Origin of the sequence: Mesorhizobium sp. M0174, from assembly GCF_040322275.1 — a bacterium.
GTDB lineage: Bacteria > Pseudomonadota > Alphaproteobacteria > Rhizobiales > Rhizobiaceae > Mesorhizobium.
Genome location: NZ_JAMYTB010000006.1, coordinates 62,386 through 81,582, shown reverse-complemented (window position 1 = coordinate 81,582; position 19,197 = coordinate 62,386). Strand labels below are relative to the sequence as shown.

14 protein-coding genes are annotated in these 19,197 nt (G+C 62.8%); 4 read left to right on the top strand and 10 right to left on the bottom strand.

Annotated elements, in window-relative coordinates; all coding sequences use genetic code 11:
• Positions 1 to 9 precede the first annotated feature (9 nt).
• Entirely contained in the window at positions 10 to 1,491 is a 1,482-nt protein-coding gene (locus NKJ13_RS14490; RefSeq protein WP_352705536.1) for an MDR family MFS transporter, read from the top strand.
• A gap of 27 nt (positions 1,492 to 1,518) precedes the next feature.
• Here NKJ13_RS14490 and NKJ13_RS14485 read toward each other — a convergent pair whose 3' ends face one another.
• From NKJ13_RS14485 to NKJ13_RS14475, 3 genes are all read right to left on the bottom strand, one after another.
• Entirely contained in the window at positions 1,519 to 2,547 is a 1,029-nt protein-coding gene (locus NKJ13_RS14485) for an NAD(P)/FAD-dependent oxidoreductase (RefSeq protein ID WP_254817396.1), read from the bottom strand.
• Positions 2,548 to 2,629: 82 nt separating this feature from the next.
• On the bottom strand, positions 2,630 to 2,950 hold the full coding sequence (locus NKJ13_RS14480) for a 2Fe-2S iron-sulfur cluster-binding protein (RefSeq protein ID WP_254817397.1): 321 nt from the start codon (positions 2,948 to 2,950) through the stop codon (positions 2,630 to 2,632).
• A gap of 97 nt (positions 2,951 to 3,047) precedes the next feature.
• The gene (locus NKJ13_RS14475; protein ID WP_254817406.1) at positions 3,048 to 3,416 is read right to left on the bottom strand and encodes an Hpt domain-containing protein; all 369 of its coding nucleotides are present in this window, start codon (positions 3,414 to 3,416) and stop codon (positions 3,048 to 3,050) included.
• A gap of 285 nt (positions 3,417 to 3,701) precedes the next feature.
• Here NKJ13_RS14475 and NKJ13_RS14470 point away from each other — a divergent pair, with 285 nt between their 5' ends.
• Positions 3,702 to 10,088, top strand: a complete 6,387-nt coding sequence (locus NKJ13_RS14470; RefSeq protein ID WP_352777850.1) for an apolipoprotein A-IV repeat region-like domain-containing protein — start codon at positions 3,702 to 3,704, stop codon at positions 10,086 to 10,088.
• Positions 10,089 to 10,193: 105 nt separating this feature from the next.
• Here the strand turns inward: NKJ13_RS14470 and NKJ13_RS14465 are convergent, their stop codons facing one another.
• The 4 genes from NKJ13_RS14465 to NKJ13_RS14450 form a co-directional block, all read right to left on the bottom strand.
• Entirely contained in the window at positions 10,194 to 10,760 is a 567-nt protein-coding gene (locus NKJ13_RS14465) for an ABC-type transport auxiliary lipoprotein family protein (RefSeq protein ID WP_352479047.1), read from the bottom strand.
• 127 nt (positions 10,761 to 10,887) lie between these two features.
• A complete protein-coding gene (locus NKJ13_RS14460) occupies positions 10,888 to 12,261 on the bottom strand; it encodes an MlaD family protein (RefSeq protein ID WP_254820180.1) in 1,374 nt (457 codons plus the stop codon).
• A 13-nt stretch (positions 12,262 to 12,274) separates the two neighbouring features.
• Entirely contained in the window at positions 12,275 to 13,093 is an 819-nt protein-coding gene (locus tag NKJ13_RS14455) for an ABC transporter ATP-binding protein (protein ID WP_352507853.1), read from the bottom strand.
• 1 nt (position 13,094) lies between these two features.
• Positions 13,095 to 14,279, bottom strand: coding sequence for an ABC transporter permease (locus tag NKJ13_RS14450; RefSeq protein WP_352645537.1), 1,185 nt, complete (start codon positions 14,277 to 14,279; stop codon positions 13,095 to 13,097).
• Positions 14,280 to 14,356: 77 nt separating this feature from the next.
• On the opposite strand from NKJ13_RS14450, the gene dgcA reads away from it, so the two are divergent.
• Positions 14,357 to 15,340, top strand: a complete 984-nt coding sequence (gene dgcA, locus NKJ13_RS14445; RefSeq protein WP_352736612.1) for an N-acetyl-D-Glu racemase DgcA — start codon at positions 14,357 to 14,359, stop codon at positions 15,338 to 15,340.
• Here dgcA and NKJ13_RS14440 read toward each other — a convergent pair.
• Both NKJ13_RS14440 and NKJ13_RS14435 read right to left on the bottom strand, forming a co-directional pair.
• Entirely contained in the window at positions 15,311 to 16,528 is a 1,218-nt protein-coding gene (locus NKJ13_RS14440; RefSeq protein ID WP_352736614.1) for an MFS transporter, read from the bottom strand. The two genes, dgcA and NKJ13_RS14440, sit on opposite strands and share 30 nt — an antisense overlap.
• Positions 16,529 to 16,655: 127 nt before the next feature.
• The gene (locus NKJ13_RS14435) at positions 16,656 to 17,477 is read right to left on the bottom strand and encodes a UDP-2,3-diacylglucosamine diphosphatase (RefSeq protein ID WP_352507849.1); all 822 of its coding nucleotides are present in this window, start codon (positions 17,475 to 17,477) and stop codon (positions 16,656 to 16,658) included.
• A 120-nt stretch (positions 17,478 to 17,597) separates the two neighbouring features.
• On the opposite strand from NKJ13_RS14435, the gene NKJ13_RS14430 reads away from it, so the two are divergent.
• Positions 17,598 to 18,377, top strand: a complete 780-nt coding sequence (locus NKJ13_RS14430; RefSeq protein WP_352736616.1) for an SDR family oxidoreductase — start codon at positions 17,598 to 17,600, stop codon at positions 18,375 to 18,377.
• A gap of 140 nt (positions 18,378 to 18,517) precedes the next feature.
• Here the strand turns inward: NKJ13_RS14430 and NKJ13_RS14425 are convergent, their stop codons facing one another.
• Positions 18,518 to 19,183, bottom strand: a complete 666-nt coding sequence (locus NKJ13_RS14425) for a hypothetical protein (protein ID WP_254820173.1) — start codon at positions 19,181 to 19,183, stop codon at positions 18,518 to 18,520.
• Between the last annotated feature and the right edge of the window lie 14 nt (positions 19,184 to 19,197).

The window sequence follows — 19,197 nt, the reverse complement described above, 5'->3', positions numbered from 1 at the left end:
TGAATGGATATGGACCAGGCTATCGACAAGCAAGCGATGGTGGAAACCAGCACGCCGCTGACCGAAACCGAGAAAAACGCCATCATCGGCGGCGTGCTCTTGTCGATGCTGCTGGCAGCGCTCGACCAGACCATCGTCGCGCCGGCGATGCCGACGATGGCACGTCTGCTCGGGCATGCCGAGTATCTGCCGTGGATCGTGACCGGCTATCTTCTGACCGCGACCGCCGTGGCGCCGCTCTACGGCAAGATCTCCGACATTTATGGTCGCCGGCCGACCGTCTATGCTGCAATCCTGATCTTTCTCGCCGGCTCGCTGGTCAGCGCCACCGCCCCCAACATGCTGGTCCTGGTTGTCGGCCGGGCGATCCAGGGCGCCGGCGGCGGCGGGCTGTTCGCCCTGACGCAGACCGTGATCGGCGACCTCGTGCCGCCGCGCGAGCGGGCTCGCTACGCCGCCTGGATCTCGGGCACCTGGGCCGTCGCCAGCATCGCCGGGCCGCTGCTCGGCGGCACCTTCGCCGAACATCTGCATTGGTCGCTGATCTTCTGGATCAACATTCCGCTCGGCCTGCTGGCGATGGCGATCATCAACAACCCGCTCAAGAAGCTGCCGATCTCCGCAAAACATCACCGCATCGACGGCCTCGGTGCCCTGCTTCTGGTCGCGGCCACCTCGCTGCTGCTGCTTGCCTTGAACTGGGGCGGCAGCGAGTATCCCTGGCTGTCGCCTGAAATCCTTGGACTGCTCATCTGCTCAGCGGTGTTCTGGAGCGCGTTCGCGCTGCGGCTGCTGCGTGCGGCCGAACCGCTGATCTCGCTCGAAGTGCTCGGCAATCCGATCGTTCTCGCCGGGACGCTGTCGATGTTCCTGCTGCAGGCCGCCAATGTCGGCTTGTCGGTCTATCTGCCGGTCTACCTGCAATCGGTCGTCGGCCTATCGGTCAGCGAATCGGGCACCGCGTTGCTTGGGCTGATGCTCGGCACGGTGGCCGGTGCGACCTTCAGCGCGCGAATGATCCCGCGCTTTTTCCACTATAAACGCATTGCCATGATCGGAACGGTTTTCTCGATCCTGTGCCTCGGCGTGCTCAGCCTGGTCGCCGGGCATGCCTCACTGTTGCTCGTCGAGGTGTTGACGACCTGCGTAGGCCTGGGCACAGGCACGACCTTTCCGGTTGCCACTGTCTCGGTCCAGAACGCCGTCGATCGTATGCACCTTGGCGTGGCGACCGGCGTTCTCACCTTCCTCCGCTCGCTGGGCAGTGCGCTTGGCGTCGCCATGCTTGGTGCCGTCGCCCTTGGCTACGGCCTGCCGCTGGCCAGCGAAGGCACGCAGCCGGCCGGCCATGTTGCCTCGGCCATGCCGTTCGTGATGATCTTTCTTGCAGCGGCCGCAACCTTGCTGTTGTCGTTCATCACGCTCTGGCTGATGCCGGAAAAAGCGCTTCGAGGCCATGCCGAGGCTGTGGCCCCAGCGTTGGCGGAGTAGACCGGCCCGACAAAAATACAGCGAGGGTCAGTCGACCACGCCGAGCTTCTTCTGCAAGCTGGTCGACGAGGTCGTATACTGGAACACAATGCGCTCGCCGGGGCTGACGATGCGCTTGGCTGCTTGCGCCATCAAAGCGACCTCATGGAAGCCTGACAGGATCAGCTTCAACTTGCCGGGATACCAGTTGATGTCGCCTACGGCGAAGATGCCAGGCACCGACGTCTGGAATTTTTCGGTGTCGACCGGGATCAGGTTCTCGTGGAGATTGAGGCCCCATTCGGCGATTGGGCCGAGCTTCATCGTCAGGCCGAAGAATGGCAGCATCCGCGTACACGGTACTTCGATATCGCCCTCCGGTCCCTTGATGATGGCGGAGGCGAGCTGGCCGTCGGCGCCGGTCAGGCCAGTCACCTGTCCGACCTGGAATTCCAGTTGCTTCATCTCCTGCATGGCATACATCTTGTTGACGCTGTCGGGCGCTGCACGGAATTCGGGCCGCCGGTGCACCAGTGTCACGCTCTTGGCCACTGGCTGCAGATTCAGCGTCCAGTCGAGCGCCGAATCGCCGCCGCCGACGATAACGAGGTCATGGCCGCGAAAGTCCTCCATCCGGCGCACCGAGTAGAACACGCTCTTGCCTTCATAGGGTTCGATGCCCGGAATCGGCGGCCGCTTCGGCTGGAAAGAGCCGCCGCCAGCGGCTATCACGACTATTTTGGCTTCGAACACCTCGTTTTCGTCGGTAGTGACGCGGAAGCTGCCGTCCTCCAGTCTTTCCAGGCCCGAAACCATGCGGTTATAGGTGAATTCGGGCTTGAACGGCGCGATCTGCTCAAGCAGCTTGTCGACCAGGCCTTGTGCCGAGATCGAGGGCCAGCCCGGAATGTCGTAGATCGGCTTTTCCGGGTAGAGTTCGGCGCACTGCCCGCCGGGCCGGTCGAGTATGTCGATCAGATGGCACTTCATGTCGAAGAGGCCGAGCTCGAATACCGCAAACAGGCCGACAGGCCCTGCCCCCACAATGAGTACGTCTGTCTTGATGATAGCGGTCATGAAGCATGCGCCTTTATGGGAAAACGGCGCGACACTGCATGACCATTGGTCCGCTGCCAAGCGGCAGCGGCAAAAATCGGCTTCAGCCCTGGCGGGCCGGCACGCGCACGACCAGCCCGTCGAGGGCGTCGCGCACCTTGATCTGGCATGACAGCCGCGAATTCGGCTGGACGTCGTAGGCGAAATCCAGCATGTCCTCTTCCATGGCTTCCGGCTCGCCGACCTCCGCCGTCCAGGCTTCGTCGACATAAACATGGCAGGTCGCGCAGGCGCAGGCGCCGCCGCATTCCGCTTCTATTCCCGGCACCGCATTGCGGATCGCATTTTCCATGACGGTTGAGCCGTTTTCGGCATCCACGTCAAAACGCGTGCCGTCATGGGCGATGAAGGTCAGCTTGGTCATTTGTCACCTGAAGGGAGTCTGAGCCGACATAATCACTCTGCCGGACAAGTCAACTGCGGCGCCAAAGCGCCGCTGTGTGGCGTTTCGGGAATAAGTGCTATCGGCTGATGGCGGCGACGAAGTCGCGCACTTCTTCGATCAGCGAGCCAAGCCGCTTCAGCGTGCCGGCGTCTTCGGGCCGGCATTCGATCGCACTGGCGCAATCGGCGATGGCGAAGGCGCCGACCCCGCGCGCCGAGCCTTTGAGCCCGTGTGCCAATAGCAGCCGCTGCCCGACATCCGCATCGACGATCTTGTCGCGCACCGACAGCGCCTGCTGCACGAACAGAGCCAGCACCTCCTGCTCGAGGCTCCGATCGCCCATCGTCTGGCGCGCAAGATGCCCCAGGTCGATCGGCCGCGCCCCGGCTGTCCCCGACACATCGCCGCCGGGCATCGAGAAGGCAATGCCGTTTTCGCCACGTATCACTTTGAGACTCCGTTCTTCGACCGCCGCAAAAACTAGGCGTATCCGGTGGACAACGGGTTAATGATTGGCCCGGAAAAATGTCGCGATAACGGCGCCGGAATCACGGCTGTGTTAACCTTATATTTAAAGTTTTACGTATCGGGCGGAATGCATGTTTTCTTTACCCGGCTGTGTCATTACGATACGACAGGTCCATTTTCAGCCTCCTGCGCGGGACACGCTAGGCAGAATCAATAAGCAGAACCATAAGTCCCGCCGCAGCTTGTACAGGGTAGCGAAGGCATGGCGAAGAAACCAACGACGACAAGAACGCTCGACAGCGACGTAGCCAGGGAACTCGAAAAGGCACTCGATATCGACCTGAGCGGCGATGCCGGCGGCGACTTCGACATGGCGGCATCCATGGAAGATCTGGAAGCGCAAATATCGCAAGCCGCCGACGAGCTGGCGCGCGAAGGTCGCAGCCAGAACGAACCGCCTGCGCCGGACCAGACCCAGAACGCGGCACCAGCCGCCAATCAAAGCCAGAACGCAAATTCCGCGCCAAAGGCCAAGCCAGCTGAGTTGCGTCCTGTCGCAACGCGCAATGGCTCGCAGCCGGCAGCTTTCTCGCCGGCCAACGACGATCGTCAAAAAGACTATAAGACGCTCCTGCACACCCTCAATCGGCGCGCCTCGAACACGATCTATTGGGTCGTGGCTTTCGTTTCGCTGGCCTGGATCGCCGGTGCTGGCGGCCTTGCGAACCTGTTGTTCGGACCTGGCATCTGGAACATCCGCACCTTCGATCAGTTTTTCGCCCGTCCCGAGCTGATCGGCCTGGCGGTCGCGGCAATCGTGCCCGTCATCCTGTTCTGGGCATTCGCAGTGATGATTCGCCGCGCTCAGGAGATGCGCCTTGCCGCGCAGTCGATGACCGAGGTGGCCTTCCGTCTGGCCGAGCCGGAAAATCTTGCCCAGGATCGCGTCATGATGATCGGCCAAGCGGTTCGCCGCGAGGTGGCAGCCATGGGCGAAGGCATCGAACGCACGCTTGCGCGTGCCGTCGAGCTCGAAACGCTGGTTCACAGCGAGGTGAACCAGATCGAGCGCTCCTATTCAGAGAACGAGTCCCGCATCCGCTCGCTGGTCGACGGGCTGGGCAGCGAGCGCGAAGCAGTCGTCACCCATGCCGAGCGCGTGCGCGCCTCGATCACCGGCGCCCACGAGACACTGAAAGACGAGATCAACGCCGCCAGCGATATCATTCGCGACAGCATTCTCAATGCCTCGACCAAGCTGTCGATGACGATCAACGAATCCGGCGACACGCTGATCGACAGGATCAACGGAAGCTCGATGTCGATCTTCGATTCGGTGGAAGGCCGGCTCGAATCGATCACCGATCGGCTGTCGACGTCGGGCGAGGCCTTCGCCAGCCTGCTCGACACCCGCATCGCCAAGCTGACGGACACCACCGATGGCCTGACGCGGTCGCTGACCGACCTGCTCGACGACCGCACAAGCGGCATGGTGTCGCTGCTCGGCGGCGCCGCCCGCACACTCAATTCGGAATTCGAAGCCAGCCTCAACGGCATTGAGCGGACGCTTGCCGAACGTGGCCAGGCGCTGATCAGCGAGTTCCAGACCCGCGCCGAGGCGCTCGACACCGGCACGCAGAAGCTCAACGCCGCGCTGGAGGCTCGCGCACGCCAGATCAACGAGACGCTGGTCGAGCGCGCGCGCGAAATCGCCCACACCTTCCAGGATAGCAAGGAGACGCTGTCGGCAATGATCGATCAGGGCAAGACCCAGATCGGTGCCGACATGGCCGACATCATTTCATCGACCTCGACCATGCTTGAAGCCCGCGCCGGCGATTTCGCCGGGCGCATGGAAGCGGCACGCCATGTCGTATCGCGTTCGTTCGACACGGACATCCAGCGGCTTGCCGATGCTCGCGCCGGCATAGAGGAAGCCGTTGAAAACCATAGCCGCAAGCTTTCCGAAAGCCGCGACCGGATGGCGGCGGCAATGCAGGCCGATCTGGCGAAATTCGCCGAGGGTCGCGCCGAAATCGACGCAGCGGTGGCCAACCAGGTGCAGAAGCTTGCCGAAGGCCGCAGCCTTATCTCGCGCGCCCTTGAGGAGGATCTGCGCAAGGTCAACGAATCGCGCGCAGCGATCGACGCTTCACTGGGCAGCCATCTCGAAAGCCTTGAAGAGGGTCGCAACAGGCTGGCCCAGGCCCTGAACGAAGACTCCGGAAAACTCGTGCAAGCTCGTACGATAATTGATGAAATGGTTGCCGGGCACGTCGGCAAGCTCGCCGAAGGCCGCAGCATCCTTTCGCGCGCGCTCGAGGCCGACCTCGGCAAGTTGGCAGAGAATCGCGCCGCCATCGACGGCCTCGTCGCCGGTCAGGTCGAAAAGATCGCCGAGGGTCGCGCCATACTCGCCAGTGCGCTGGAAGCCGACATCGCCGGCATCAATGGCCTCATCGAGGCGCATTCGGCGAAATTGGCGCAAGACCGCAGCGGTCTTTCCCAGTCACTCGATAACGACCTCTCCGACATCAGGAGTCTGATCGCTGATCATTCTGGCAGGCTCGCCGATGACCGCAGCCTGCTTTCGAAGACGCTTGAGGACGATCTTGCCAAGCTGGCCGAAAGCCGGTCGAGCATCGATGGGCTGGTTGCCGGCCAGGTCGAGAAGCTGGCGGAAGGCCGCGATATCCTCAAGCGCGCGCTTGAATCGGACCTGAACGCGATCAAGGGCGTCATCGCCAGCCAGTCTGAAAAGCTGGCGGAAGACCGTGGCCAGTTGTCACGGGCGCTGGAGAGCGACCTGGAGGCTGTGCGGGGCGTTGTCTCCGATCACATGAACAAGCTTGCCGAAGACCGTTCGACCCTTTCGAAGGCGCTCGAAGACGATCTCGCCAAGTTGGCCGAAAGCCGCTCGAGCATCGATGTGATGGTTGCCGGCCAGGTCGAAAAGCTGGCAGAGGGCCGCGACATCCTCAAGCGTGCGCTCGAAGCCGATCTGAGCACTGTCAAGGGCGTCATCGCCAGCCAGTCCGAAAAGCTGGCGGAAGACCGTGGTCAGCTGTCGCGGGCACTGGAGACCGATCTCGAGACCGTGCGGGGCGTCGTCTCCGAACATATGAACAAGCTTACCGAAGAGCGTTCGGCCCTCTCGAAAGCGCTCGAGGACGATCTTGCCAGGCTGGCAGAGAGCCGTTCGAGCATCGACGGGCTGGTCGCCGGCCAGGTCGAGAAGCTGGCCGAGGGTCGCGACATCCTCAGGCGCGCCTTGGAAGATGATCTTGCCAAGCTGGCCGAAAGCCGCTCGAGCATCGACGGACTGGTTTCCGGCCAGGTCGAGAAACTGGCCGAAGGCCGCGATATCCTCAAGCGCGCCTTGGAGGCCGATCTCAACACGATCAGGGGCGCCATCGCCGATCAGTCGCAGCTATTGACCGATAATCGCGCGCAGTTTTCGCGTGCGCTAGAAGCCGATCTCGGCAACGTCAACAGCCTTGTCGCAACCCACGCAGAGAAGCTCGTCCAGGACCGCTCGACCCTGTCGAAGGCGCTCGAGGACGATCTCGCCAAGCTGGCCGAAAGCCGTTCGAGCATCGATGGGCTGGTTGCCGGCCAGGTCGAGAAACTGGCGGAAGGCCGCGACATCCTCAGGCGCGCGTTGGAAGCCGACCTGGAGAGGCTTGCAATGAGCCGCAGCGAGGTCGACGAGATCGTCGCCGGTCATGTCGGCAAGCTGAGCGAGGGCCGCGACATGCTGACCCGCGCATTGCAGGACGATCTCTCCAGGCTCGCCGAAACGCGCAAGGATGTCGACCGTTCGCTGTCCGGCCATATCGACCAGATCGCCGCCAGGAGCACCGACATCTCCGATGCAATCGCTGCCGACGTAGAAAAGATCGAGCAGGCGTTCAGCCGGCAGACAGGCATCATCGAGGAGCGCGCCAGCACCATGGAGCGGGCGCTGTCGACGGGTGTCGACAACGTTCGCAGTGTGCTCGAAAAAAGCGCGGTCTTCGTCGCCGGGGCGCTGCGCGAGAAGGTCCTGGAAGTCACCAGCGCGCTGCATGAGCAGGCGGGCTCGGCATTCAGCGATGCCGACCGCAAGATCGCTGAGCGCGCCGAGCAGACCTCCGCTGCCCTGCTCGCCAGGGCGGAGGACATCGCCCGCACCTTTGAAGAGGCGGACCGTCGCCTTGCCGCGCGCGCCGAGGATACGTCGAGCGCACTGATTGCCCGCGTCGACGACACGTCGAACACCTTGCTCGCGCGCGCCCAGGAAACGGCCGATCAGCTGGCAGCCAGAGCAAGTGAGATTGCCGGCACCTTCGACGCGGCGGACCACAGGCTGGTCTCTCGCGCCATCGAAACGGCCCAGTCGCTGGCGGCACGTGCCGGCGACATCCTGCGCAATTTCGAAACGGCCGACGAGCGACTGGGCATGCGCATCGGCGAATCCGCCGAAGCGCTCGCGGCACGCGCGTCGGATCTGGGTCGCATTTTCGACGCCGCCGACCAGCAACTTATTTCGCGCATTGCCGAAGGCTCCGAAGCACTTTCGGCCCGTGCGTCCGAGATCGGCCGCATCTTCGAGGAGGCGGATCATCGCCTGGTATCCCGTATCGCCGACAGCAGCACTGCCATCGGCGAACATGCCGACACCATTGTCGGCGCCTTCACCAGCACCGAGCAGCGGGTTGCCGAGCGCGCCAGACAGACTGGCCAGGAACTCGCCGTCCATGCCCGTGAAATCGAGCAGGTGCTTGCCGGTGCCGACGAACGCCTGGCATCGAGTGCGGCTGCCACAGCGGCCCGCGTCGAGGAGCAGGTCGCCGGCGTCGAGAACCGCCTCGCCTACTCCGCCGAGACAATGGGCCAAAAGCTCAACGAGCAGGTCGCGAACGCCGAGGCGCAGTTGGTCTCGCGTGCCAACACGATCGCCGAAACCTTCACCGCGGTCGGCCAGCATATCGGCCAGAGCACCAATGACGCTGCAAAGACCATCGGTGCCAATACTCGCGAGCTCAATACGATGCTTGCGGCACGTTCGGCCGAAATATCGAAAATCCTGGACGAGACGGCACGGCCTCTGGTCGAGCGCTTTGCCCAGGGCGGCTCCGAGCTGCAAAAGAGCATGGAAGAGGTCACAGAACGTGCGACCGAGAAGCTGCGCACTCAAAACGCCGCCCTCGTCGACGCCCTCGCCAGCCGCACGGCAGAAACCCTGTCGGCCGTCGAAGGCGCGCGCTCGACGCTTGCCGACAGCGTTGCCGACCTCATCGGCCGCATGACCACCTCCAGCTCGCAGCTCGGTCAATTGATCGAGCAGGCGGCGGGCAATCTCGGCCAGGTTGAAGAACGCCTGACCGGGAGCACGCAAAGCTTCGCAGCGACCACGGAAAAGACCGCGCAGACCTTCGCCAGTTCGGCGCGCCTGGTCGATTCGAACACGACGCGGCTCACCGAGCTGTCGTCCTCGACCTTGCGCGAGGTTGCTTCCATCGCCACCAAGTTCGACGAGCACAGCCGGTTGCTTTCCAGTGCCTCGGACCTGTTGAGCTCGGCCCAGAGCAATCTCGAGCACACGCTCGAAAGGCAATCGTCGCTGGAGGACCTCGCCGTCGGCCTTGTCAAGAAATCGGAAGATCTCGAAAGGGTCATGCGCTCGTTCGAGAATCTGGTCGGCCAAACGCTGCAGAACGCCGAAGGCAAGACGCTGGAATCCGCCGACAAGATCCGTACCGCGATTTCCGAAGTGGTCGATTCGGCCACCAAGCGCTTTGCCGATGCGACCGAGGAGATGCGGCGTACCGCCGGCTCGATCAAGAGCGAGCTCGACCTCACCCGCGCCGAGCTCAAGAAAGGCGTCATCGAGATGCCGGAAGAGGCAAAGGAATCGACCACGGCTATCCGCCGTGCCGTTTCAGAGCAGATCAATGCGCTGAAGGAACTTTCTGAAATCGTTGCGAAATCTGGCCGTAGCGCCGACAGTTCGGAACAGCGCAACCTGCGTCCGGCGCCGCAAGCGCCTGCCGCACGCGCCGCTGAGCCGCCACGTCGCCCGGCTCCGGCTCCAGAACAGCGCCGTCCCCCGCAGGCGCCTTCGGGCGAGGCGGCGCTGCGCGGCACGCTCGACCTCGAACGTCCCGCAGACCAAGCGCCACGCCAGCGCGACCCCAACGGCCGCACGCCGCAAGGCGGCTGGGTGCGCGACCTCCTGACCGGTGCATCGCGCGAAGACGACGCCAAGCCGGCGGTGCCCGCCGAAGCGCCCCGCCCTGCTCCCGCTGCTCGTTCGCCGCTTCATGTCGTGGAATCGCTGAACTCGCTCTCGGTCGATATCGCGCGCGCCATCGATCACGATGCCTCGATCGAGCTCTGGAACCGCTACCGGCGCGGCGAGCGCGACGTCTTCACGCGCCGACTTTACACGCTGAAGGGCCAGCAGACGTTCGACGAGATCCGCCGCAAATATCAGTCGGAGGCGGAGTTCCGAGCTGCTGTCGATCGTTACTGCGACGATTTCGAAAAGCTGCTCGAGGACGTGTCGCGCAACGACCGCGACAACATCATGGCACAGACCTACCTGACCTCGGATACCGGCAAGGTCTACACGATGCTGGCACACGCCAGCGGCCGCCTTCACTAGAGCGGGCGATAGAGAATAAATGAAAAGGCGGGATTTCCCGCCTTTTTCATGCCGTACTGAATTCCATTGGCGCTGTAGAGTGCCGTGCCAGCAGTTCCGGCCGCGTCAGATCACAGTGTCGGTCCAGCGGACGATTTGCCCGGCCGCATCGCCGAACGCGGCATCGAGCGCGCCGACATAGGCCTGGTTGCCATTGCCCGAAACGGGCGCGATGGCGCTAAACGTCTTCGAAGCGCGCACTTCACCGTTGCGGTCGTTCAACAGGCGCACGAACAGCTCGACCTCGGCATGTTCGCCGCCATCGACACGCACCTCGAACGAGCGGATCTCGACGATCACCTGATAGTCGATCGCCAGCCCCTCGCCTGGCTTGCCGACGCCGGTGAAGCTGCCCGAGCGCTGGAACGTCTCTGCCAGCCGCGCCTGTACGATCATCGGCAGCCGGTCGGCCCATTGCGCGCCCTTGAGATACTGGATCGATCGCGGTGATGGCTTGATGACGATGTTCTGGCTATCCAGCGCCTTGAGCGCCGAAGGCTGGGCGATGAGTATCTGGCGCCGGCTGCGGGCACGCGCTTCCAGCGACGGCGCCGAAAGCTCGAACGTATCCAGCGGCGCCGGTCTGCCGCCCGGCAAGGCCGCGCAGCTTGCAAGCGAAAGCGCCAGCAACATCGCCCCGACCTTAGACCCGCCCGATGTGATGCTGCCTGAACTGATCGACTTCAAACGCGATCCCCCCCGGATCGTGGAAACAATGCGCATCTGCCAGCTATGTTCTTGCGGTGGTCGGGGATCGAAGTCAACGGCGCACCCTGCCGTCGAACTGCCGGACCTCGCCCTCGCCGCCCGACAAGATCCTTTGTGGGTTGCGGCTGAGATCGGTTACCGCCTCTTCGATGCGGTTGATCGAACGGCGGCTGTCCTGGACCAGCGCTTCGACGTTTTGCAGCCCTTGTCCCGAGAACCGCGCCAAATTGTCGGTAATGGTACCGAGACGGGCGTTCAGCGTGTCGGCGACCTGCTTGAACGATTTCAGCGTCGCTCTGGCGTCGGCCATGACGCCGTCGGCCTGGCCGGAGCCGAGCAGTTTGTCGACCTTGGCAAGGATACCGTCGACTCGCACCGAGGCATCGTTGAGGCGTCCTGCGAGTTGGTGCGCGTCTTTGATGGTTTCATCGATGTCATCGGCTCGGTTGGCGAACTTGTTGGTCACCTTGGCGATGTCGGCGGCAGCCTCGTTGGCGTTTTCGCTGGCCTTCTGGATATTGGCCAGCGCGGTGCGCACCTCAGCCGGATCGATGCCGTCGAGAACGCCGTCGACCTTGGCCAGCGTGCCTTGTGTCTTCTGGGCGAAGTCGTTGATCGAGCCGACCGCCGTGTCGACATTCTTGATGACCGTGTCGAACTGTTTGCTGGTTTCCTTGAGATTGGCGGTGACCGTGTCGACGTTGGCGACGATGCTCTTGATCTGGTCCTTGTCGACGGCGTTGAGTAGCCCTTCCGCCGCCTTCAGCGTGCCGTCGAGCTTGCCCGAAACACCCTTCAGTTCGTCCGCCAGCGAGCTGACGCTGGCCAGGAACTTGTCGACGCCGTCCGCATTCCTGGCCAGTGCATCGGAGAAGGTCTGGACATTGTTGACGGTCTGCGTCAGCGGCCCGCGAACATCTTTGGTGAAGCCTTCGAGCTCCGAAAGGACCTTGTCGGCCCGGGTGAAGATGTTCTGCGCCGTCTGCAACAGGTTGGTGACCGCCGACGGGTTGGCAACGATCTCGGCGACGCGGCCTTCCTTTTCCGCCTCGTCGAGGAGTTTTGGCTCCTTGGGGTCGGCGCCCTTGAGCTCGATGTTGGCCTGGCCGGTGAGGCCGGCAAGCCCGATATCGGCCTGCGTCGACTTGGTGATAGGCGTGTTCCGGTCTATTTCGGTGTCGGCGATAGCAGCGGTGGGATTGTCGACGTCGATATAGACACGGCGCACGTCGCCGACTTTGACGCCATTGAACAGCACGAAACTGCCACGGCCGAGCCCCGAAGCGGAGCCTGGAATGCGCACGCGCAGCACCGCCGTCTCGCCCCTTTCGCCGATAGCCGCCGTCCAATAGACGAAAGCGAAAGCCGCGAGGATCGCGGCCAGCGTGAAAATGCCGACAATGACGTAGTTGGCCCTGGTTTCCATTGCTCACTTATGGCTATGCGCGCGCCGCAAGATCAAGTTGCCGGGCGCGTTTTCCGCGGAAATAGGATTTTACCCAGGGTTCCTCGCTCCTGAGCATGTCGTCGATCGTGCCCTCGACCAGCACTTTCTTGTTGCCAAGCACCGCCACGCGGTCGCACGCGGTAAACAGCGTGTCGAGATCATGCGTGACCATGTACACGGTCAAATCCATCGTATCGCGCAGCTTGACGACCAATTCGTCGAATTCAGCCGCACTAATTGGATCGAGGCCGGACGTCGGCTCGTCGAGGAAAACGATGTCCGGATCGAGCGCCAGGGCGCGCGCCAAGGCGGCACGCTTGATCATGCCGCCGGAGAGCTCGGAGGGGAATTTCTGCGCCGCCTCCGGCGGCAGTCCGACCAACTCCACCTTAAGCATGGCAAGTTCGTCCATCAGCTTCTTCGGCAAATCGAGATATTCACGCATCGGCACCTGGACGTTTTCGAGGACCGTCAGCGCCGAAAATAGAGCGCCATGCTGGAACAGCACGCCAAGCCGCATGTCGATGCGAAGGCGCTCCCTTTCGGTTGCCTTCTCGACGTCGACGCCGAACAGTTTGATTGTTCCCGATTGCTTGCGCGTCAAGCCAAGGATGGTGCGCAAGAGAACAGATTTGCCCGCACCGGAGGCACCAACAAAGCCGAGAATCTCCCCGCGCCAGATATCGAGCGACAATTTGTCGAGAACGACCTGGTCGGCGAACGATACGGTGATGTCGTGTGCTGACAGCACGATCTCGTCTTCTTTGGCCTTCGTCGCCACCTTGGTCGTGTTTGTGCCCGGCAGCTCCATCTCAGAACTCGATCGCTGCATAGAACATGGCGAAAAGCCCGTCGAGGATAATGACCACGAAGATCGACTTCACCACTGAGGCGGTGACATGCTGGCCGAGCGATTCGGCGCTGCCGCCAACCTTCATGCCCTCGACCGAGGCGATTATGCCGATGATCATGGCCATGAACGGCGCCTTGATCAGGCCCGCAAAGATGGTACTGAGGTCGATTGCGACACGCAGCCGATCGATGAACGCTGCCGGTGCAATATCAGAGTAGAGCCATGCAGCCAAAATGCCGCCGCCCAGTGCTGCAAAGTTGGCGATGATCGTCAGGCAAGGCAGCGCGACGACCAGCGCGACCAACCGCGGAAACACCAGCACGCCGATTGGATTAAGACCGATCACCTTCAGCGCATCGACCTCCTCGCGCATCTTCATCGAGCCGATCTCGGCGGTAATCGCGCTACCGGAGCGGCCGGCGATCATGATCGCCGTCATCAAAACGCCGAGCTCGCGCAGGATCAGCACGCCGACCAGGTCGACGACGAAGATGTCGGCGCCGAAATAACTGAGCTGATAGGCGCCTTGCTGGGCAACGATCGCACCGACGATGGCCGACATCAGCACCACCACCGGTATGGCGCCGACGCCCATGCGATCGATCTGGTTGAAGATCGCCGCCATATTGACGGCATGGCCACGGCCAAGCTTCATCTGAGAGCCGCGTATCGTGGCGCCGAGGATGTTCATTGCGGCCAGGAAATCGTCGCGCATCTCATAGACGCGACGGCCTACCGCCTCGAGCCCCCGAATGATGAAGTTGGGCGGCTTTGCCGGACCGGATCCGGGCTCGCGTCGAACCGCATCGCCGACGGCGCCAAGCAGGATCGAGGCAATCTCGCTTTGCCCCTGCATCTTGATCTCGACGCCCTTCTTTTCGAAGCTGCTCACCAGGCGATCGATCAGCCACGCCCCGGCAGTGTCCATCTTCTCGATCTGCGACAGATCGAGCGCCAGCGTCTGGAAGCCGCTGCGCTTCTCGATCTTGCGCATCTCGGCATCGACCAGCGCCACGGTGCGTGTCGTCCAGCTTCCCGAGAAAGCGCAGCCGAGAACGCCGCCCTCCTCGCCGATCGCGATGCGCGGCTGGTGGTCGGGCTCCTTGGCAGGGCCGCTTGCGTCGCGTTTGCGGATGGTCAACATGGCGTCCTGTTTAGCCTGACGGGGCCGAGCTGTCGATTTGCCGACATCCTCCTTGTGCACAGCCGGAGCAGAAAAATATGGCGCGTGTCATTTCGGTCGAGGCCGAGCGCTTTCCGATAGCCGGGACCTTTACCATTTCGCGCGGCTCGAAGACCGAAGCGGAGGTGATTTCCTGCGCCATCACCGAAAACGGCCGTACAGGGCGCGGCGAATGCGTTCCTTACAAGCGCTATGGCGAGACCGTTGAGGGTGTGCGTGGCGCGATAGAGGCGATGCGCAGTGAGATCGCGCACGGCATCAGCCGCATCGCCCTGCTCGGTGCCATGCCTGCCGGCGCGGCACGCAACGCCATCGACTGCGCGCTCTGGGACCTGGAAGCGAAGATCAGCGGAACACCGGTGGCGCATACGATACGAAGCGTTCCGTTACGACCGCTTGAGACGGCGTACACATTGTCGCTCGCCGAGCCGGAAGCGATGGCGGCGCATGCCCGCGCCAACGCCCAGCGCCCGCTGCTCAAGGTCAAGATCGGCGGCGACAACGACATCGCCCGCATCCGCGCAGTGACGGCGGCGGCACCCGACAGCCGAATCATTCTTGATGCCAACGAAGGCTGGACGAACGATAACATCGTAGAAAACCTCGCCTTTGCCGCTGCGCAAGGTATCGCCTTGATCGAACAGCCGCTGCCGGCGGGACATGACGGTATTCTTCGCCACATCGCGCATCCGGTGCCGATCTGCGCCGACGAAAGCGTGCACGAGGCGAAGGATATTGGAGCGCTTGTCGGCCTCTACGACGCCATCAACATCAAGCTCGACAAATCCGGCGGCCTGACCGCAGCGCTCGTGCTTCGCGACCGCGCCCGCGAACTGGGTCTTGGCGTTATGGTCGGCTGCATGGTCGGCACATCGCTTGCGATGGCGCCGGCCGTTCTGTTGGCGCAGGATGCCGATTTCGTCGATCTCGACGGTCCGTTGCTGCTAGCCCGCGACCGCGTTCCCGGTCTCGTCTATCGAGGGTCGCTGGTGTCACCGCCCGAGCCGGCGCTGTGGGGCTGAACGCGCCGCAAGCCCGATCAGCGCCAGGCCCGTCAGGGCGATCGGGATCATAGCAAAGAAGCCGCTCGCGCCGAAGCGGTCGTAAAGAGGACCGGAAATCAGCGTCGCCACCGCCATGAAGAAGCCGTTGGAAAAGTAGGCGATGCCTTGCGCCGCCCCGGTGCGTTCTTCCACGACGGTCTCACCGATCATCTTTTGCAGGCCAATTAGCACCAGCGCCACCGAAACCGCGTGCAGCGTCTGGATCGCGAAAAACCCGCCAACGCCAAGCCCAAGCGGCCAGATCAAAGGGAAGGCGATCCAGCGCACGATAGCGCCTGTCCCGGCAATCAGCATGATCGACACGGCCGAGAAGGAGGCGAAAGCCCGGGTGAAGACGACGAACATGCATATCTCGGCGACGACGCCCCACCCCCACAGCAGCCCAACAACCGAATCGCTGATGCCGATCGACTTCCAGTAGATCGACACGAAGCCGTAGAGAAACGCGTGGCTGGCGGTGATGACGCCGACCCCGGTCGAAAAATAAAGAAAATACGGGTTGAGGAGTTTTGACGCCGATTGCTGAATGTCGGCAGCCGAAAGCGGCGAGGCGCGGCGCGGGCGGCCGAGGCGCGGCGCAATCAGCCCGGCGGCTAGCGCAGCGCATAACGACACGAAGATGATCACCGGGACAGCCTGAGCACCGCTCGCCGACAAGATGAAACCGCCGGCGAGATTAGCACAGAGATAGGAGATCGAGCCCCATTTGCGCATGCCGGCGTAGTTCGAGCCGAAGCGGCGAACGCCTGAAAGGGCGAGCGAATCGGCAATCGGCGAATGCGGCGTCCAAACGACCGTCAGCGCCAGGGATACGGCAAGTACCATTGCGTAGGTCGGCGGCAGGAGGTAGCCGGCGGACAGGATCAGCGATGCGGCGACCAGCGCAACATAGACATTGGCGCGGTCGCTCGCTTTGTCTGCCAGCGCGGTAAGAAAAGGCGTCGTTGCCACACGCAGGAACATCGGCGCGGCGAGGATCACGGCTATCTGCTCGGCGTGGAACCCCTTGGCCTGCAGCCACAGGGGAAAATACGGCACATGCGTTCCGAGCGGCACGAAGAGCGTGAAGAAGATCAAGCTCATGCGCAGTTCGAAATGGCGTGGCTTGACGAGCTGTTCGGGCGAAAGCGGCGGCAGCGAGGACATTGACAGGCGATCCGTCGGCACGGCATTCAGCCGGGTCGGCCCACCACACCTGCCGCTGCATAACACGGCGAAAAAGTCGATGAAACCGCTGGACTAACCGATTGAAGCGAGGGCGGCCGGGTTTTGGTCAAGCCGCCTGGACTGCCCTGCCCTTGATGTCGATCGGCACGAGCACCTCGCCGCCGACCGGAGTCTCCGGCAGGACATGCGCCCAGTGCAGGATCTCCATCCGGCCGTCAAAATGCTCGACCACCGCCGTGCAGCTCTCCACCCAGTCGCCGGTGTTGATGTACTGCACGTCCTCGTAGCTTTCGATCGCGGCATGGTGGATATGCCCGCAGATCACGCCGTCGACGTGCGAGCGGCGCGCCTCCTCGGTCAGCACGGTCTGGAACGAGCCGATGAAATTCACCGCCTTCTTGACCTTGACCTTGGCCCAGGACGAGAACGACCAGTAAGGCAGGCCGAGCACCTGGCGCAGGCGCGTGATGATGCGGTTGACCAGCATCGCCGCGTCATAGGCGTAGTCGCCGAGATAGGCGAGCCAGCGCGCATTGTGGACGACGGTGTCGAACTGGTCGCCATGAATGACAAGAAGGCGTTTGCCATCGGCGGTCTCGTGGATGGCGCGGTCGGCGACGACAATGCCGCCGAAATGCACGCCCTGGAACTGGCGCGCGAACTCGTCGTGGTTGCCGGCGATATAGGTGATGCTGGCGCCCTTGCGCGCCTTGCGCAGCAATTTCTGGACGACGTCATTGTGGCTCTGCGGCCAATGCCAGCTTCGTCTCAAGCGCCAGCCGTCGACGATGTCGCCGACGAGATAGATGATATCGGCATCGTGATGGCGCAGGAAATCGATCAGGAACTCGGCCTTCGCCGCTTTCGATCCGAGATGGACGTCGGAGATGAACATGCTGCGGAAAGTGCGGGGCTCTGCGCCGGACATCATTTGTCACCGTTGCTTTCGCGTGAGGCTATGCCCCGATTCATGCAACAACCGTATGACGGTTGCGATTGGTCCAGCCATCCGGATAGGTTGCCACGGCAATCAGAGGAGAAAATCACCATGGATCTCGGCATTCGCGGCAAGAAGGCCATCGTCTGCGCTTCGAGCAAAGGCTTGGGACGCGGCTGCGCCATGGCACTGGCGGAGGCAGGCTGCGATCTGGTCGTCAATGGCCGCAGCGCCGACGTGCTGGCCAAAACCGCCGCTGAACTGCGGGAGAAATTCGGCGTCAAGGTGACCGAGATCGTCGGCGACATATCCAAACCCGATGTCCAGCAGGCGCTGCTTGCCGCCTGCCCCGATCCCGACATCCTCGTCAACAACAATGGCGGTCCGCCGTTTCGCGATTTCCGCGCGCTCGACCGCGAAAAGATCCTCGAGGGCGTCACCCAGAACATGGTAACCCCTGTCGAACTGGTTCAGGCCGTGATCGACGGCATGGCGGCGCGCGGCTTCGGCCGCATCGTCAACATCACCTCGCTGTCCGTCTATGTGCCTATCCCCGGCCTCGACCTGTCGTCCGGCGCCCGCGCCGGCCTCACCTCGTTCCTCGCCGGCGTCGCGCGGACGGTGATCGACCGCAATGTGACGATCAACAACATGCTGCCGGGAAAACTCGACACCGACCGGCTGCGCGGCCCGCATGAACCCGGCAGTGTCGAGGATCCGGCGGCAGCTGCCGCGCGCAAGGCGCAAGCAGCAGCCAATGTTCCGGCCAAACGGCTCGGCACGCCGGAGGAATTCGGCCAGATCTGCGCCTTCCTGTGCTCGGTCCATGCCGGCTACCTGACCGGGCAGAACGTACCGGTCGACGGCGGCCTCTACGTCAGCGCGTTCTAGTGGTAGAATCCAAACGCTTGGTTACCCTCTGGACGGCGGAAGAACGACCCTTTGCGGTTGTTGGGTGCGAGCGCCGCATGATGCGATCTGACCTTCCTGACATTCGCAGAAGGGAGAATTCCTTTGCCAATGCATGCAAGCTAGCGAGCGAATCCGATACTCGCGATCCCAATTCCGCCCACCAGGATCAGGCTCAGGGCCCACACAGTGTCGAGATTGAACCAGCTTTGTGAGATGAACTTGGGTCCGAGCCATCGATAGACGGCAATGGCGATAACACCGCCGCTTACAATCATCGCGGCCGTATGGACCACGGAGACGGTGGTGGCGGTGATCAGATTACCGGCCATGAGCGTGGTAGCCGCCTGGTGTCCAACATCGAGATCGCCTGCCTGGCACAAGCCGAGATAAATCGGCACCAGCATCAGCCCGGCGCCATGCGCGGTGGCGGCCGCGAAAGACCACAAGGCCAATTGCGCCGGCGGGATACGGGCAAGAACACGCGGGTGGCGCCGGTTGATCAGGAGATAGATCCCGGCTGCGATCACAATCAACCCCGCCGCGATGCGAATCTGTCGTTCCCAGACGATGAGCGTCAGCATCGCGCCGAAGGGCAGCAGGATACCGATCATCGCCACAAAGTGGCCTATTGCCAAAAGGCCGAGCGCCCGAAACAATTCGCCGGCACGTCTGTCCAAAAGGCCGGCCGAAACGGCCAACGGCCAGCCCATGCCAGGATTGATGCCGTGATAAATGCCGCTGGCGACGACGGCCAGCCAGAGACCGGCCGTCGTCCACTCGCTCATCGCTTCATTGACCC

What these genes read in the sequence shown, in the direction of transcription:
- dgcA (WP_352736612.1), top strand. Translation starts at nt 14,357, where the DNA reads ATGGCGCGTGTCATTTCGGTCGAGGCCGAGCGCTTTCCGATAGCCGGG.
- NKJ13_RS14465 (WP_352479047.1), bottom strand. Translation starts at nt 10,760, where the DNA reads ATGTTGCTGGCGCTTTCGCTTGCAAGCTGCGCGGCCTTGCCGGGCGGC.
- NKJ13_RS14460 (WP_254820180.1), bottom strand. Translation starts at nt 12,261, where the DNA reads ATGGAAACCAGGGCCAACTACGTCATTGTCGGCATTTTCACGCTGGCC.
- NKJ13_RS14440 (WP_352736614.1), bottom strand. Translation starts at nt 16,528, where the DNA reads ATGTCCTCGCTGCCGCCGCTTTCGCCCGAACAGCTCGTCAAGCCACGC.
- NKJ13_RS14455 (WP_352507853.1), bottom strand. Translation starts at nt 13,093, where the DNA reads ATGGAGCTGCCGGGCACAAACACGACCAAGGTGGCGACGAAGGCCAAA.
- NKJ13_RS14480 (WP_254817397.1), bottom strand. Translation starts at nt 2,950, where the DNA reads ATGACCAAGCTGACCTTCATCGCCCATGACGGCACGCGTTTTGACGTG.
- NKJ13_RS14430 (WP_352736616.1), top strand. Translation starts at nt 17,598, where the DNA reads ATGGATCTCGGCATTCGCGGCAAGAAGGCCATCGTCTGCGCTTCGAGC.
- NKJ13_RS14435 (WP_352507849.1), bottom strand. Translation starts at nt 17,477, where the DNA reads ATGTCCGGCGCAGAGCCCCGCACTTTCCGCAGCATGTTCATCTCCGAC.
- NKJ13_RS14450 (WP_352645537.1), bottom strand. Translation starts at nt 14,279, where the DNA reads ATGTTGACCATCCGCAAACGCGACGCAAGCGGCCCTGCCAAGGAGCCC.
- NKJ13_RS14425 (WP_254820173.1), bottom strand. Translation starts at nt 19,183, where the DNA reads ATGAGCGAGTGGACGACGGCCGGTCTCTGGCTGGCCGTCGTCGCCAGC.
- NKJ13_RS14490 (WP_352705536.1), top strand. Translation starts at nt 10, where the DNA reads ATGGACCAGGCTATCGACAAGCAAGCGATGGTGGAAACCAGCACGCCG.
- NKJ13_RS14470 (WP_352777850.1), top strand. Translation starts at nt 3,702, where the DNA reads ATGGCGAAGAAACCAACGACGACAAGAACGCTCGACAGCGACGTAGCC.
- NKJ13_RS14485 (WP_254817396.1), bottom strand. Translation starts at nt 2,547, where the DNA reads ATGACCGCTATCATCAAGACAGACGTACTCATTGTGGGGGCAGGGCCT.